10 protein-coding genes are annotated in these 16,215 nt (G+C 42.9%); 2 read left to right on the top strand and 8 right to left on the bottom strand.

What is annotated here, in order from left to right:
* Positions 1 to 80: 80 nt before the first annotated feature.
* From B4G94_RS24930 to B4G94_RS24945, 4 genes are all read right to left on the bottom strand, one after another.
* Entirely contained in the window at positions 81 to 4,004 is a 3,924-nt protein-coding gene (locus tag B4G94_RS24930) for an ATP-binding protein (RefSeq protein ID WP_286862815.1), read from the bottom strand.
* 98 nt (positions 4,005 to 4,102) lie between these two features.
* Positions 4,103 to 5,575 carry a hypothetical protein gene (locus B4G94_RS24935; RefSeq protein ID WP_286862816.1) on the bottom strand — a complete coding sequence of 491 codons (1,473 nt, stop codon included), beginning with the start codon at positions 5,573 to 5,575 and terminating at the stop codon, positions 4,103 to 4,105.
* Between the two features lie 119 nt (positions 5,576 to 5,694).
* On the bottom strand, positions 5,695 to 7,179 hold the full coding sequence (locus B4G94_RS24940; protein ID WP_286862818.1) for a tetratricopeptide repeat protein: 1,485 nt from the start codon (positions 7,177 to 7,179) through the stop codon (positions 5,695 to 5,697).
* 499 nt (positions 7,180 to 7,678) lie between these two features.
* A complete protein-coding gene (locus tag B4G94_RS24945) occupies positions 7,679 to 8,146 on the bottom strand; it encodes a hypothetical protein (protein ID WP_286862819.1) in 468 nt (155 codons plus the stop codon).
* Positions 8,147 to 8,444: 298 nt separating this feature from the next.
* On the opposite strand from B4G94_RS24945, the gene B4G94_RS24950 reads away from it, so the two are divergent.
* On the top strand, positions 8,445 to 8,819 hold the full coding sequence (locus tag B4G94_RS24950; RefSeq protein WP_286862820.1) for a nuclear transport factor 2 family protein: 375 nt from the start codon (positions 8,445 to 8,447) through the stop codon (positions 8,817 to 8,819).
* A 156-nt stretch (positions 8,820 to 8,975) separates the two neighbouring features.
* Here B4G94_RS24950 and arsB read toward each other — a convergent pair whose 3' ends face one another.
* Genes arsB through B4G94_RS24970 form a run of 4 tightly spaced genes read right to left on the bottom strand, consistent with a single transcriptional unit; the run spans position 8,976 to position 11,521 of the window.
* Positions 8,976 to 10,007, bottom strand: coding sequence for an ACR3 family arsenite efflux transporter (gene arsB, locus B4G94_RS24955; protein WP_286862821.1), 1,032 nt, complete (start codon positions 10,005 to 10,007; stop codon positions 8,976 to 8,978).
* A gap of 3 nt (positions 10,008 to 10,010) precedes the next feature.
* The gene (locus tag B4G94_RS24960) at positions 10,011 to 10,622 is read right to left on the bottom strand and encodes a low molecular weight phosphatase family protein (protein ID WP_286862822.1); all 612 of its coding nucleotides are present in this window, start codon (positions 10,620 to 10,622) and stop codon (positions 10,011 to 10,013) included.
* 39 nt (positions 10,623 to 10,661) lie between these two features.
* Positions 10,662 to 11,135 (bottom strand): DUF6428 family protein, encoded by a 474-nt coding sequence (locus B4G94_RS24965; protein ID WP_286862823.1) that lies wholly within the window; start codon positions 11,133 to 11,135, stop codon positions 10,662 to 10,664.
* A 56-nt stretch (positions 11,136 to 11,191) separates the two neighbouring features.
* Complete coding sequence (locus B4G94_RS24970; protein WP_286862824.1) at positions 11,192 to 11,521, bottom strand: ArsR/SmtB family transcription factor; 330 nt, start codon at positions 11,519 to 11,521, stop codon at positions 11,192 to 11,194.
* A 408-nt stretch (positions 11,522 to 11,929) separates the two neighbouring features.
* Between B4G94_RS24970 and B4G94_RS24975 the strand changes: the two genes are divergently transcribed.
* The gene (locus B4G94_RS24975; RefSeq protein ID WP_286862825.1) at positions 11,930 to 16,036 is read left to right on the top strand and encodes a hybrid sensor histidine kinase/response regulator transcription factor; all 4,107 of its coding nucleotides are present in this window, start codon (positions 11,930 to 11,932) and stop codon (positions 16,034 to 16,036) included.
* Positions 16,037 to 16,215: the final 179 nt, after the last annotated feature.

Genomic DNA, 16,215 nt, shown 5'->3' on the forward strand with positions numbered 1-16,215 from the left:
GGACAAAGAACAACACAAATTAGACAATTTTCGCTTGTCCAATTTGGACATAAGCCCAAAATACACTAAATATCAACAACTTAACTAAAACTTTCCATATAGGTCTTTGGCGGCATACCAAATTCCGACTGAAAGCATTTTGAGAAATACGAAGCGTTGGAGAAACCGACCATATACATGACCTCAGCCACGGTAAACTTTTTTTGCTGCAGCAATAAGGCCGCTTTTTTGATGCGGATACTGCGGATATATTCTACCGGCGTATAACCTGTCAGCTGTTTGATCTTGCGGTAAAGCTGTTTGGCGGCCACATCCGTCAGGTCACTGAGGCGCTGGACCGAAAATTCAGAATCATCGATATGCTCTTCGATGAGCTGAGTCACCTGCACCAGGAACTTTTCATCCGGCGATTGCACTGGGAGGGGCTCCGCTGGTTTGCTGATTTCGTCTATACGCAATTGCGTTACGAGTTTCTCTTTTCTGTCCAACAGCTGGAGCAATTGCATCTGGAGGATTTCCAAATCAAAAGGTTTGGTCATATAAGCATCCACTCCGGCCGTCACCCATTCGCGCTGGATCAGTTCATCATGTTGTGCAGTCAGCAGAATGATCGGTATTGTTGCTGTAGCCGTATTTTGGCGAAGCTTTCTGACCATTTCAATTCCCCCCATATTGGGCATCATGGCATCCGTGATGACAATATCGGGCATGAAGGTATGTCCATCGATCACGTGCAGTGCCTGACGACCGTCCCCCACAATGCTACAATCATACGTAGTTTGTAAAGCGTTTACCAAGAAATCAGCAAGTTCAGCATTATCCTCGACGATCAGCAGTTTACGTTTGTCGCCCCGATCACGATTTCCCGTATCTGCCTTGGGATTATCCCTACTGTCCGTATCGTCTATGCGCGCCAATTTCAAGTGAAGTGTCACTTTGGTTCCCTCCTGATTGCTTGCTATCCCGATGTTCCAGCCCAACTGATCACAATAGCTTTTGACCAAGAAAAGGCCAACCCCGGTCCCCTGCACCCCGCTTACGTCTTTTAAGGAAGAGCGGTAGAATTTGCTAAAAACATAAGGCAGGTCGTCCGCAGCAATTCCAATTCCGGTATCCTTCACGACCAGTTGCACGCCGGTATCCATTGCTTGCAGGGAAACATCCACCCTTCCATCCGGCCGATTGTATTTGCAGGCATTCGCGAGCAGGTTATTGACTATCGATCCCAGTTTGGCCACATCCGTTTGTACAAAAAAACTTTCCAAATCACTTTCAAAGCGAATGGTGAGGGCCGTATACTCAGGGAGCTGCTGCCAGTCTTCGGTAATCTGCCTGACATAAGGCACGAGGTCAATCTGTGATGTAAGCAATCCCTGCAGCGGTGTTTCCTGCTGCTCCACCCGATCAAAGGTCATGAGTTCCTGAATCAGGTGACTGATTTTTAAGGCATTTCGGTGCACACCATCCAGCTGTTTCTTTTTATCGCTGTTTTTTGTCTGCCGCATCAGTTGGCTCACGGGCGCCAGGATTAAGCTCAATGGTGTTTTCAGCTCATGTGATATGGCTGCCAGAAAGTCCATTTTCATCTTCGTTAGTTCGAGCACCTTCCGTCGCTCCCGCCGCTCCCATTTCAAAGTATTGCGCACACGGAAAAAATTAACGATCCAAAACAACAAGCAGCCAGCGATAAGTACATACACGCCCTTGGCCCAATATGAGGCATACCAAGGATAGCGAATCTGGATATGATAAGTATAAATTTCAGAAACAACATGGCCAGCAATATCCACTTTGGCCAATTGTAGATCATAGCTACCCGAATTTAAGTTGGATAGCAGCACCTTATTATCGCCACGTTCCATGGGGATCCAGGTTTCGTTTTGACCTTTGAAGGCATAGGCCAGACGATAGCCGAGATGATTCCCATAGTCCAAGTCCGAAAATTCAAGCCTAAGGTTGTTCTGATCGTGATCCAATGTAATTTCATTCCGATAGCGCAAACCATAGCCGTAATTGCCGAAGAGTTCGTTGTTGATGTACATTGCAGTAAGTACGATCTTTTTTGAGCGGTCTATACCCGTAAGCTCCTTTTGATCAGGCAGCAACACCACTTCATCAATTCCCCCGAGCACCACCTCCGCCCGTTCGGCATCGTAATACATGGACGAAATCCGCTGCCCATAGCGCAACAGTTCGGCCTTAAGGCTTTTCTTATTGATCTGCCAGACCCCAGCGTTTGTAGCCACCCAAATAGCGTCATCCACTTCGACCATGGCTGTGACTTCGCCCCTACCGACAGGGTCAAAGCGAATCCGTTTACTTTTCCCATCTGCGCTGATCTGTCTTAGCTCACCGTGCTCCCCTACCCATAGGGTATGCTGTCTGTCTTTCAGCATAAAGGTCGCCTGCGCAAACGAATGCCCAGCACTATCCTTCAATTCGCTTATCTTGCCGGTGCCCCTATTGATGCTACTGATACCCTTATTATAAAATAAGGCCAGCATTTTGCCCCGGCCATTGTCGACGATCTGGTTGGCAAAATCTTCCAAAAGCCCGTCTGCTTTACTAAAATTCTTGCTTGCTATAATTGGTCCCTTTGTTTCCAATAGCGTATTCCGGTTGACGACAAATATTCCCCCCATGTAAGAAGCAATCCACAGATTATCCGCCTCATCCTCCAGAATATCGTACGCCCACTTTGCATTTCTCCGTCCACTGGCATCCACGATCGTAAAGTTTCTGAACTGCTGGCTATGGACATCAAAAACATTCACTCCGCCGTCAGAAGCAATCCACACCAAACCGCTACGATCCTCATAAATATCCCGAATACGGTTATGTGCCAGCCGATAGTCCTTGGCATCCATGCGATACCAAAAGCTTTCCGAAGTGTGGCCGCCCAATCCATGGCTACGGATCAAGCCATTATCCCCGCCCAGCCAGTACCATCCCTTGCGGTCCTTTGAAATTTTGTAAAAGCGGTTGCCATCACTGCTTGATGTCAATTGATAGATGGGTAATATTTTTTCTACTTTGCGGTTTGACCATAAGGAAAAACCAAGGTCGGTGCCCAGCCAGATATTTTCCGATCGGTCTTTAAAGATACTCCATACAATATTGTTGGCCAGTGAATTTCTATTACGCGAATCATGTTTGATCCGCGTGACCAACTGCCGATCCAGCTGATAGCTAAACAGACCATCATCCGTCCCCACGAGCAGGGTATTTTTGTCCTTGGAGGCCATCGCCTTGATCGGATGATTTTGAAGCACGGGGCTCTTTCGGAGGGTACGGGTGCTATTTTCATACAGATACAGGCCATATTCGGTACCGATAAAGGTTCTGGCAGACTCCTTGATGGTAAATATCGAATTCACAAATTGATTGCTACCCGCTCTGTAATCCGGGAGTACCAAAGGCAATGCCTCTTTTTGAGCAGGGTTCAATTCAAAAAGCCCATTATACGTACCGATTAAGAGCCTATCCCCGACCTGATCAAGCGCATAAACAGCAGTTTTAATCTTATTATTAGGGACAGATTTGCCATAATCCACGAGCTGACGCGTCGCAATATCATAGCAGTATAAACCGGAGATTGAACCTATCCACAATTTATCACCTACACGTAGTAAAGCCCTGACATCCGAAGGCCCGCCTGTTGGAAAGGCCTCAAAACGGTCTTCCTGATAATTGTAAAGCAGTACCCCTTGTCCGGTACCCAGCGCAAAGCGCTTGTCGTCTATCAGCGCAATGCAGTAGACAAAGGTCTGAAAAGGAGATTTGGCCCCGGTTAGCGCCTGTAAAGAATAGCCATCGTAATTAAAAAGTCCATTGTTACTGCCCAGCCAGAGCATTCCCAAACTATCCTGCGCAAAGGAATGCACCGTATTTGCATTCGTTCCCAACGAAATATTCCGAAAAGAAGGCTGATCCAGTGATTGCCCAAGGAGGGAGCTACTGATCAACGAACTGACAAATAAACAATAGAAATAAAAAGAATGCATGATATACGCGCTATACTACAAACTTAATTAATTCCCCATCGTTTTCAACTATTTACTACATTTCCGCTACAATAAGATTCTCTATGTTGTGATCGAACTCAACATTCCTCCTTCTCCGCCAACCCACGCATCCAGGTATTGAAATCTGCTTCCGAAGGAATTTCAAGCTTCTTGCGCAACCTGTTTTTGCGGACCTGTACAGCCCGGACAGTGACAAAGGTATATTCCGCTATGTTTTTTGTCGAAAAATTAAGAAAAGCCATGGCACAAAACTCCAGTTCTGTCGTTCTGATCTTCGGGTCAAAGGTTTTCAAGGTCTGGATAAACTGCGGATAGAGTTCAGCAAATAATGTCAGGAACTCCGGATTATTACTTTTGGCCAGGTCGATCAGGTTAATGAACTTGTTTTCGCCGATCTGCTCTGTCAGCTCCTTATTGAGGGTTTCTGTTTCATGTAGCGCCTCTTCCTTTTGTCCAAGCAGCTTACGGTTGTGCCTTACGCGCCATACAGAAAAGGCAATGGCAATAATAAGTACCGCCAGGATGACTAAAGAGACAGTAACCGATTTTGAGACCTTGTTAGCAGCTTCCTTATCTTTTGATTTTTTAAGCTGAATCATTACCGCATCCATTACTAGCTTATTTTCTTTTTCCAATGAATCATTGAGCAGACGGTAAGCGAGATCATATTCATCTGCTTTCTGACTCCCCAGGTTATAAAATCGATAAAAGTAAGCTAAGGATTTGTACCTTCTACAAACAGCGTCCCAATTCCCAACTTTCTGCATATTTTCGAGGCCTTTTTCTGAAAAAGTCGCTGCTTTTTTGTAATTCCCTTTTGCTTGTTCCAGATTCGTTAAATAGCTCATCGTATTAAAAAATACGAGAACTTTATACTTCTCCACGAGTGCCAGCGATTTATCGAGATAGTGTTGTGCTTTCGTTAAATCGCCCTTTTTGGTATAAAAATTACCTAGATCAGCATAAACCTCCACGTAAAGCGATGCATTTTCCTTTTCATCAAACCCCTTCAAACCATCGAGCTGAAGTTCAATATATTTTAATAAAGAGTCACGTTTATCCAGTCTTTGATAAACACTACTTAAATTTGAATATGCATAGATAGCGGATCTTTTTTGTTGTTCAGCATCCAGTTTCTTGGCACAGGCAAGCTGAAAGTGAAACTCTTGAGTGGCTTGGTGATACAAACCTAGTGCTAGATACCCTTTGCCTTTCAGTCTATGTGTTTCGGACTGCATAAGGATTTTCTTCGCATAATACCTTGTTGTTTCAATACTTGTAAGATGTTTAAATGCTTCTTTAAACAGACCAATATTCAAGAGCGCATCAGCCGCCCAAAAGTGCGCTTTCGATTGTCCTTCATCGTACTTATATTTATTGGCCAATTCAAGGCCCTTTATGGCAAACTCCAGTTGCGGCACTACTTCAACAGCGATATGGAATTCTCTCGCTTTAGCCAAGATTGAATCAACCTCTTGCTTTTTGGTATCGTCAGCAATTGCCTTTAGCGTCAGTAGGCATAAAATAAAAAATAAAAATTGTTTCATCATTGATTTATAGGTTATTTAGTTTAAAAAGCAGCTAATATTAGAAGCGATAAAATTAGCGTTTTTCTTACAAATAAATTACCGCATCTCAATAAATTTTACTCTGATAAGACCTTTAAATTTCATGATGTCCTGTTCTGTTCTTCATTTTCTGCTAGTCCACGCATCCAAGTATTGAAATCTACTACCGAAGGGATCTCTAGCTTCTTACGCAACCTATTTTTCCGAACCTGTACTGCCCTAACTGTGACAAAAGTGTATTCCGCAATGTTTTTCGTCGTAAAATTAAGAAAAGCCATTGCACAAAACTCCAGCTCTGTTGTTCTAATATTGGGATCAAATAGTTTTAAGGATTGTATAAATTGAGGATAAAGTTCAGTAAATAACGTCAGAAACTCCGGATTATTACTTTTGGCTAGGTCAATCAGGTTATTGAATTTATTTTCGGCAATCTGCCCAGTAAGTTTCTGATTCATTATTTCTGTCTCCTCTAATGCCTCTTCCTTTTTCGCCAGAAGCTCACGATTATGCCTCACGCGCCATACAAAAAACGTGATTACAACAACGAGCAAAATAAGGGCGATTATCGAAATAGAAACTAATTTTGAAACCCTTAAGGCGGCTTCTTTTTCTTTCGATCTCTTGATTTGATCCATCACCACATCTATGATCTCTTTATTTTTTTTCTCCAAAGAATCATTGATCCAGGTATAGCCCATTTCATATTTTTCAACTTTTTGGCTCCCAAATTTATGATACCGATAATAGTTAACTAGAAATTTGTAACGCCCCCTGATCGCATCCCATGCTCCAACCTTTTCCATATTTGCCAAGCTCTCTTCAAAGTAGATCAATGCTTTTTTATAATTTCTTTTCTCTTTTTCTAAATTACCTAAATAGGTTTTGGTATTAAAAAATGTGGGAATTTGGTATTTATTCACAAGATCGAGCGACTTGTTGAGATATAGCTCTGCTTTTGCAAAATCCCTCCGTTGTGTATAAAAATTTCCAAATCCATCATAAGTATCCAAATAAAGCAATACGTTTTCCTTTTCATTGAGTTCCAGCAAAACATCCAATTGCAACTTATTATATTTCAGTACAGAGTCAGGTTTTCCAAGTCGACTAAAAACAGTCGCCAAGTTACCAAAAGCATGCACAAGGTTCTTTCTTTGTAATTTGTCTTTCAACTTCTTAGCACAGGTAAGCTGTACGTGAAACTCTTGATGTGCTTGCTGCAGCAAATTCAGTCCTATATATCCTTTTCCTTTTAATCCATGGGTCTCAGCTTGAAATTCAAGATCTTCGCCATCAAATTTCAGTGCCTGTAGCTGTTTTAGATACTGAAAGCCCTCCCTATAAAGACCAATTTTGAAAAGTACCTCTGCAACCCAAAAATGAGCTTTCGCATTTCCTTTTTTATCACCTAGTTCATTAGCTGAATTAAGAGCCTTCATTGCAGTCTCCAACTGCGGCAACAGTTTGCCCGCGTTATGAAATTCTTTTGTTTTATTTAATAATGAATCAACCTGTTGCTGTTTGCTATCTGCAGCAATCGTTTTAAAGGTCAGCAAGCAAACAATAAAAATTGAAAATAATGTTTTCATTGACTTCGTAAGTCATTATATAGTTAAAGGAAGATATATTACAGCCCTTTGAGTCATAAAAATAGTATATTTTAAACAAACGAAACTATCGTTTTCAATAATATTAGGGATGATTTTTTGCTGATTTTTGGACTCCATGTTGTTGTTCATTTCAATAGCTACAAAATTGTCGTTTACTAACTTGAAAATCAAAATCAGCGATATCACATTTTTATCACAATTATATCGCATTTCCTTTTTCAGCGGACAATTAAACAATATCTTTTTCCGCAAGATATTAATTCGAATTAGGGTTGCGAAATAAAAAAAGGAAATCGAAAACTCCCATGCACGCGTCTTTAATTGATGCGGGCTCGACATTGTTGTAATCAATTCGTAGATAAGCATAATAAATAGCAGGATGATCTGCAACTTGCATAAGCTTGCTAAAGTTATCCTCCGTACAGAATACCAGTGTCATTATTTCCTATCGCTGACATAGTTGATGAGCTCATTTAAGTTAACCGCTTTTGTTAGTGTTAGGGTAATAAGTCTGCTGCAGCTCTTGAAGCTGTTTCACCACCGCATCATTACTGCGCTCACGTGCAATGGTAATTATTTTGTGAAAGAAAAACTGTGTTGGGCTGAATGGGTAATTTAGCTCCGCAGAGACCTTATCAAAATGCTTGCGAATGGCCGCCGGATCTTTTAACGCATCCCTGAAGTTCCAGCGATAAGATCCAAAGATAAAACGCAAACCATCATTGTTGCCCGGCAATGGCACAGTGCCATGATCGTCCTCTTCATAGAAAGCATATTTCCATCGAAGATTTTTTAACCGTTCCTTTTCCAATACCGTTCTAAATTTGGCGATCGCAATTTCATGTTCATCGTCGGTCACATTCCGGAGCCGGGCATTATTGGCCTGGGCAAGAAAAAGGCGGATATCCTTAAAGTCCCTTTGCGTACTGTCGGTCTTCCTGATCAACAGCTCATTATCCCAACAGAGGCTAGGATCATTGGCAATATAAGCATTAAACCCGCTACTGAAACAGCAGTCGGCGTCAGGTCTCGCGTCCGGTCCGTATTGGGAATACCAACGAGAATAGCCTGCGGCAGGATGCCGAAGGGCTCGCAGCTCGGTACATTGTTATCCGCTGATTCAATCCATTCATCGACAGGTAGTTTTAAGACAAAACCAATTGATCGTGGCCATCGTTCTTATTGACAATCGTTTTCGATTGTATTGGAAATAGGAATGGAATTTTTACAAAAATTAGCTTATCATGGAAACAGAAATTATCGAACTTGAAAAGGAATATTGGCAGGCAATGGAAGACCGCAACTTCGGGACCATTAAGCGACTGACCCGTTTTCCCTGCCTGGTGGCTGGAAAAAACGGAATACGCCAAGTTGATGAAACTACTTTTAAAACGATGTTTGATTCGAGCGAAGGCGTGAAATTAAGAGTGCTGGAAATAAAGTCAGAAGAATCACAAGTCATTCAGGGACAGACTGCAGTTATTGCCTATCTGATCAAAATGGAGTATGTGGCTCAAGGTGAGAAAACGTCATTTAATTGCGCCTGTACATCAACCTGGGTCAAAGAAAATGAGGAATGGATCTGTGCGATGCACACCGAAACTGACCTGGCAGAATAAGGTGAGACCGATCGTTTATCCAAAAAATAACAAAGGCTAGGAGATCAACACCTAGCCTCAAAAAATACAATATCTAACTATTTAAGGAACTCCCCAAAAAACCGTTGTCGACGCAAAAAAGTTTTAATTAAAACAATTTTTGCCCCGGTTACAGCATCAACGATAATACCTTTTCTTTAACCATAGACTTGCCCTTACCAACAATATAAGGACAGGCACTTCCACCAGCGGACCGATAACCCCTACAAAAGCCTGCGGAGAGTGTATTCCGAATACAGCTATAGCAACGGCTATGGCCAGCTCAAAATTATTTCCCGTTGCAGTAAAGGCAATAGAAGCATTCTTTTCATAAGGAATATCCATCGATCGATTGATAAAAAAGCTGAGAAAAAACATGCATACAAAATAGATCACCAAGGGAATGGCCACTTTAACGACATCCATAGGTAGTTCCAATATTTTACCCCCTTTGAGACTAAACATCAACACGATGGTAAAGAGTAATGCATATAATGTGACAGGTGAAACCTTGGGTATAAACTTTCTGTTGAACCATTCTTTTCCATTTATACTGATCAGTATATATCGGCTTAAAAATCCAGCCAAAAAGGGAATTCCAAGATAGATCAGCACACTTTGTGTCACATCCTTTATCGATACACTTACGTCGAATTCAGCCAATCCCAACTTACTGGGCAGGATATTAATAAACAACCAGACCATAAAGCTGTAGGTGAAAACCTGAAAAATACTGTTCAATGCCACCAACAGAGCGGCATATTCCCTGTTCCCTTTTGCCAGGTCATTCCAGACAATCACCATAGCGATACACCTCGCCAGTCCGATAAGGATCAATCCGACCATATAGTCAGGTTCATCCCGTAAAAAAATAACCGCCAGCGCAAACATAAGGACTGGGCCGATGCCCCAGTTAAGTAAAAGTGAAATGCCAATAGCCTTTTTATCCTTCACCGCTAGCGGGAGAATCGAGTAGTCCACCTTTGCAAGCGGCGGGTACATCATCAGGATCAATCCGATCGCCAGTGGTATATTGGTTGTCCCAACGGAAAGCGAGTTCGTAACATTAGCTATTCCGGGGAAATAATGGCCTATCCCAACACCGATTGCCATAGCGAGAAATATCCATAGGGTAAGATAGCGGTCAAGAAATTTTAGTTTTGGCTGCATAGGTTACTTTTTGATCTGTGAAAAGACGTAGAACATCTCGCAGGCAATCTCCAGGCTCCGTTGCCGGTAAACCTGGGTCTGTTCAGGCGTTCCATCCGAAATCTTTGGATCTTCGTATTTTATCGGAAATCTTGCTTCAGCACCCATCACAATGGGGCACCCTTCATCGGCATTACTGCAGGTCATGATGGCACCAAATCCATTCGCCGGATTGAATCTGTTGTCGTAAACCTTTGAAAAGCACATGATCGGCGGTTCATTTGGGGCATACTTAACAGCATAGACCGGATTGCTACCTTCAGCCAATTGTAGGATCTCAAAACCCTGGCTGGCGAGTGTCTCCGCTACCTTTGGGAACATCGCCGTAGCTTCCGTTCCACCAGAATAGCAGAACAGATCTTTCAATCCAAAATGGTGGGCCATGGTTTGTGCCCAAACCTGCGAGAGGTGGCTCCTGCGGCTATTGTGGGTACAGATGAAATTTAAACGGATACCTTCCACTTTGTCCACTTTCTCATTTAAATAGGCTATTAAGGGTTGTAGGCACATTTCCCTTTCCACTGACACAGCTTCAGACGAAAGTCCTCCGATTGTTTCTAGTATTTTATCGTTCATGTTTTCTCGACTTAATTTTTTCTTATTGTACCGCGATTTCTAGCAACAGCCGCTTCCGGGGGTACAAGAAGAACCGGGATTGACACCGAGCTGTACAAGGTTTATCTTTTGTTTTGCAGCTGGGATCCCACAGGCATCCTGCGCCAGGCATGCCGTGGTCTTATTTTTCAGCACAAATGTCTTTCCGTCAAAGCCGAGGTCGTATTTGCCGATCGTGCCACTTTGGTATTCTACCTCAATGTCGCCTTCTTCAAGACCCAGCTTTTCTTCCGAAAGTTTGATGATATTTAACAGCTTTCCGGGTTTTAGACGATGTTCATAATCGTCCGCGTTCCAAAGCTGAAAATTGACAGTCTTTTCTTTACGGATCACTCCGCCGCAGTCAATGAAGTTTTTGGTGATCTGACCAACTTCGGTTACGTGGAAGTACTCCGGTACAAATGTACCATCTTCCAGCTTAAACGCTACATTTTCTAATCCCTGTAGGATTTCCTTGATTTCTGATAGTTTCATGACCTTATATTTAAATGTTATATTGCTATTTTACGATGATATTATGAAAAAAATGCCTAACAGCATTTCTTGGCGCAGACATCCTGGTCAAAGAACAGATTGAACTGCTTTTGAAATTCTTTCCAGATTTTTTCGTCAATGCAATAACAGACGGACTTTCCTTCAATCGTTCCCTGAATGACGCCGATATTTTTAAGCTCTTTTAAGTGCTGGGAGATCGTTGCCTGGGCAAGTCCCAACTCCTCAACCAGGTCATTACAGATACAGGTTTTCTGATCGATAATATACTGGAGGATGGCAATCCGGGCAGGATGACCAAGTATTTTAAGCATCAAGCCCAGCTTGTTGTGTTCGGCACTGTATATTTCTGTCCTTGTTATTCCCATGACAATTTTGTTATATTGCAATATTACTATATATAATTCAAATGTGCAAATATTTAACCTAGTCTTCAAGTAAACCGTCTCATCCTTTCCAATATATTGAACCTCCTTTTACAAAACAATAGACTGACTGCTGGGTCATCTTAAATTTTTATTCGCATTGCTGCTGATAAACATTTCATTCTTCTCTTCGGAAATAATTTCCAAAAAGCGTTCGTAGTGTTTGAGCACATCACTGATCAGCTCATTCTTGGTAAAATACTGCACATCATATTCCTCACGGTAGTAAAGTTCGTTGCCTGGATAAATGGGCTTGAGATAAAATTAACTTAAAGTTTTTTCGGCACAAAATAAATAGTAATTTCAGCCCTACAACCGATTATTCGAAATTGCGTGGATAAAATCAATATAATGCAGCGATGTTTATGTTTTCTGATAGCTTGTCTGATCACCATTCAACTAGCTGCACAAACCAGACCCATTGCTCGTTTCAGCCATCTAACCACCGCAGAGGGCCTATCACAAAGCACTGTCACCTGCATCCTAAAAGATAAATATGGCTTTATGTGGTTTGGTACCATGGACGGACTCAATAAATATGACGGTTACCAGTTTAAAATCTATAGAACCAAACAAAACAATAAGAAAAGTCTTCCTAACAATCAGATAAAATCACTGTACGAAGACCCCCATGGCGAGCTATGGATCGGGACGATGGGTGGCGGTCTGGCCCGTTATGATCGGGACAATGACTCTTTTGAACATGTCATCAAACCCCAAATTGGAAATAACAGAATTGATATGAGCGTCAATGCCATCCTGGAAGATAGCAAAGGAAACTTTTGGGTGGGGACCTATACCGATCTCTATTCAATGGACAAAAAGACAGGTCATTTGACCCGCCATCAGTTCAGAGATACCAAGGGGCATGCTATCACGGCTGTTGTTACGTCTATTTTTGAAGATAACCGGCGAAATCTGTGGGTAGGAACGGAAAACGGCCTTATCCTGTTGAACAAAGAAACCCAGCGCAGCACTTATTTCACTTCGACAGGTGCCCCGGGCGCACTGAGCAATAATAAGATCAATGTAATTACACAGCATGGAGACGGGTATTTATGGGTAGGGACGTATGGAGGCTTAAACCGCTTCGATTACCATACCAATACATTTACCACCTACAAAAATGAACAAGGCAACAGCAAAACAATAAGCAATAATGTTGTACTTTCAATCGTTCCCGACGGTGCGCATAAACTCTGGGTAGGCACCGAAGAAGCATTAGAATTATTCGACTGCAAAACCGGGCATTTCACACATTATCAGAACAATTTCGCCGACGAGGAGAGCCTGAACCATAACTCGATATACGCGCTGTTATTGGACAAGGAAGGGATCCTATGGATAGGAACATTTGCCGGTGGAATCAACAAATATGACCTGAATCATACCTATTTCCAGCTTTTTAAAAATTTTCACGTCACATCAGGTCAGAGCACAAGCACCATTACTTCATTTGCCGAACAGGCTAACGGGGATATATGGGTGGGTTCGGATGGCGGATCACTCAATCTTTGGAAACGGGCAACCAATGAATTTATCCACTGGGATCCCAATGATAAAAAGGGATTAAATTCATTCTCCGTGCTCTCTTTACTGACAACAAGAGATAAAAAAAGTTTATGGATCGGAACCTATGAACGCGGGCTTAAGAGACTGGACCTGAGCACAGGTACATTTAGCCATTTCTATAGCGGTAAGGGACCGTTCCAGTTGAGCAACAATACTATTTATGCGCTGGCAGAAGATCGACTTGGTAATATTTGGCTTGGAACCAATGGCGACGGAATCAACATCATACAAAAAAATACACCGGAGATCAGGAAACATCGGGCCGATGGCCAGGCCAACGCACTCAACAACAACTTTATTCGCGCATTTTATGAAGATGACAATGGCGATATGTGGATCGCTACCTATGGCGGTGGCATCAATATCTATCATCCGGCGGACAACCGTTTCACCTGTTACAACAGGGCAAACAGCAATCTTCAGAGTGATATCATCAATACCATTTATGGCGATTCTGACCACAACATCTGGATCGGTACGATTGACGGTGGCTTACACCGTTTCGATAGACAGCGCAAGACATTTGTCAATTATCGTGAGGAACAGGGCCTGCCCAGCAATGTGGTGAATAGTATTGTTGAAGACAATAATAGGCAGTTATGGATCAGCACGAATAATGGTGTAAGCCGGTACAGCCTGGATCAGCATACATTTTCAAATTATAACCGGTATAATGGCTTACAAGGAAAAGAATTCCTCGCGGGCGCAGATCTCAAAACGAGCAGGGGGGAAATTCTGTTCGGTGGCAACAACGGATTTAATGTTCTTCAGACGGCTAGTATCCGGCGAAATGTACATGCCCCTACGGTAGTCTTTACCGATTTCCAGTTATTTAACAAACCTGTTGTGATAGGTGCCGAAAACTCGCCGCTGACGCGCAATATCAACGAGACCAACGAACTGGCGCTGAACTATGATCAAACTGTATTCACCATTGAATTTGCGGCGCTCGGTTATACCATTCCCGAGGAGAACCAATATGCTTATCTACTGGAGGGCTTTGACAAAGAGTGGAACTATGTAGGCAATAACCGAAGAGCTACGTACACCAATCTGGATGCAGGCACATATACGTTTAAAGTAAGGGCCGCCAACAGCGATGGGATATGGAACTCCAAGGAGGCGATATTGAAAATTGTCGTTGCTCCCCCTTTTTGGCGGACCGCCTGGGCATATTGCCTATATGGGCTGATCACCGCTGTTATACTCTACCTGCTTTTTCTGGAAATAAAATCAAGGGAAAAGCTCAAAAATGATGTGCTTTTAGAGCGATTAGCCGCAAAAAAGAATGAAGAGATCAATGCGATAAAGGTCAATTTCTTTACCAATATCTCACATGAATTACGTACTCCCCTTTCATTGATCCTGGATCCGCTTCGAAAAATCATCCATCAGGACATCAGCATGGATCAGGTGAAGACCTACAGCAGGCTCGTGTACAAAAATGCAGACCGCTTGCTCAACCTAGTCAACCAACTACTAGATTTTAGACGCCTGGAAACCGGGGCCGCGTCATTCAAAGCGCATACCGTAAACCTGGTCGAATTGATCAACGAAATATGCGAAGCTTTTAAGGAACGTGCCCAGGCACGGGAAATAGACTTTTCTACCCGCTATGCCAGCCCCGTCATACGGCTTTCCATTGATGAAGATAAATTTGAAAAAATTCTTTCCAATCTGCTTTCCAATGCATTTAAGTTTACACCAAACGGAGGAAAGATCGAAGTCGTGGTAGCACAAAGTGAAACTGTCGTCGAAATCCACGTCATCGATAATGGCATTGGAATTCCCGAAGCAGACAGGGAACGTATTTTTGAAATATTCTACAAAGTAGATGGGGTACATCCTTATGAAAACAAGTCATCCGGCATCGGTCTGGCTTTGACCAAGGAGCTTGTCGAATTGCATGGTGGAAAAATAACGGTTCAGAGTGAAGTAGGCCGCGGCTCGGACTTTGCCGTCCACCTATCTACCCAAGGTACGATATTGCAGGATAAGGACGATGCTTTTGTCGCGCGGTATGAAGAATTGCTATCGCCCCTCTTCAGTCAGGAAACAGAACAGCTACCGGCTATCGAAACAGATACTCCTCAGAAAGAAGACCGGCCGATCGTGCTGTTGATTGAGGATAATCCCGATCTACAGGCCTATATCCGTCACGAGCTGTCGGCATATTTTGAAATTCTGAGTGCCACCAATGGACTTGATGGGCTGGAACTCGCCAGACAGTCTGTTCCTGACCTGGTAGTCAGCGATATTATGATGCCCAAAATGAATGGGCTGCAAGTCTGTCAGGAACTCAAAGCCGATGAACGCACCAGCCACATTCCAATTGTTTTACTGACCGCCAAGCAAACCGACGACAACAAGATCGAAGGGTATACACATGGTGCGGATGCCTATATTCCAAAACCCTTTGCAATGGATTTACTGATTGCACGCATCTCTAACCTGCTCCTCTCAAGAAGAAAATTACGGGAGCTATTTGACAGCGCACACAGGCAGGATACTTCCGGCAACTTACCGGAGCTGAACAGCCTTGGCGCGATCGACCGTGACTTTTTGCAGAAAGTAGAACAGCTGGTGGAAGAAAACCTGAACAATAAAGGATTTAATGTTGATCAATTAGCTGAGCTGCTGCATATGAGCAGACGTCAGCTCTACCGCAAGATAAAAGCTTTGACAAATCAGGGCGTACAGGAATACATATTGAGCGTGAGCCTCAAACACGCCCGCAATATGCTGCTCACAGGTAAATATACCATAGCCGAAATCGCTTATAGGGTCGGTTTCTCAGAACCCTCAAATTTTAGCAGGTCATTTTCCAAATATTTTGGAATGAGCCCCAAAAACTACCTTGAATGGGCTGAAAAGCAAAATAATTAGCTTTTTGGCATTCGCTGATATGCTTTTGGCACACACTGATAATTACTTTTTTCACATTTAAGTCTAATATTGCCTATTGACGGCCGGGCGTCCAGTCCGGCCGCCTAGGGCATAACTAATTATTGTGTGAATGGAAAAAACGTAAACAGTATTGTACATGATCAGATCTGTACGCCAAT

Source organism: Sphingobacterium sp. UBA7625 (genome assembly GCF_002484085.1).
Taxonomy (GTDB): domain Bacteria; phylum Bacteroidota; class Bacteroidia; order Sphingobacteriales; family Sphingobacteriaceae; genus Sphingobacterium; species Sphingobacterium athyrii.

What these genes read in the sequence shown, in the direction of transcription:
- B4G94_RS24935 (WP_286862816.1), bottom strand. Translation starts at nt 5,575, where the DNA reads ATGATGAAACAATTTTTATTTTTTATTTTATGCCTACTGACGCTAAAG.
- B4G94_RS24940 (WP_286862818.1), bottom strand. Translation starts at nt 7,179, where the DNA reads ATGAAAACATTATTTTCAATTTTTATTGTTTGCTTGCTGACCTTTAAA.
- B4G94_RS24965 (WP_286862823.1), bottom strand. Translation starts at nt 11,135, where the DNA reads ATGAAACTATCAGAAATCAAGGAAATCCTACAGGGATTAGAAAATGTA.
- B4G94_RS24970 (WP_286862824.1), bottom strand. Translation starts at nt 11,521, where the DNA reads ATGGGAATAACAAGGACAGAAATATACAGTGCCGAACACAACAAGCTG.
- B4G94_RS24960 (WP_286862822.1), bottom strand. Translation starts at nt 10,622, where the DNA reads ATGAACGATAAAATACTAGAAACAATCGGAGGACTTTCGTCTGAAGCT.
- B4G94_RS24950 (WP_286862820.1), top strand. Translation starts at nt 8,445, where the DNA reads ATGGAAACAGAAATTATCGAACTTGAAAAGGAATATTGGCAGGCAATG.
- arsB (WP_286862821.1), bottom strand. Translation starts at nt 10,007, where the DNA reads ATGCAGCCAAAACTAAAATTTCTTGACCGCTATCTTACCCTATGGATA.
- B4G94_RS24975 (WP_286862825.1), top strand. Translation starts at nt 11,930, where the DNA reads ATGCAGCGATGTTTATGTTTTCTGATAGCTTGTCTGATCACCATTCAA.
- B4G94_RS24930 (WP_286862815.1), bottom strand. Translation starts at nt 4,004, where the DNA reads ATGCATTCTTTTTATTTCTATTGTTTATTTGTCAGTTCGTTGATCAGT.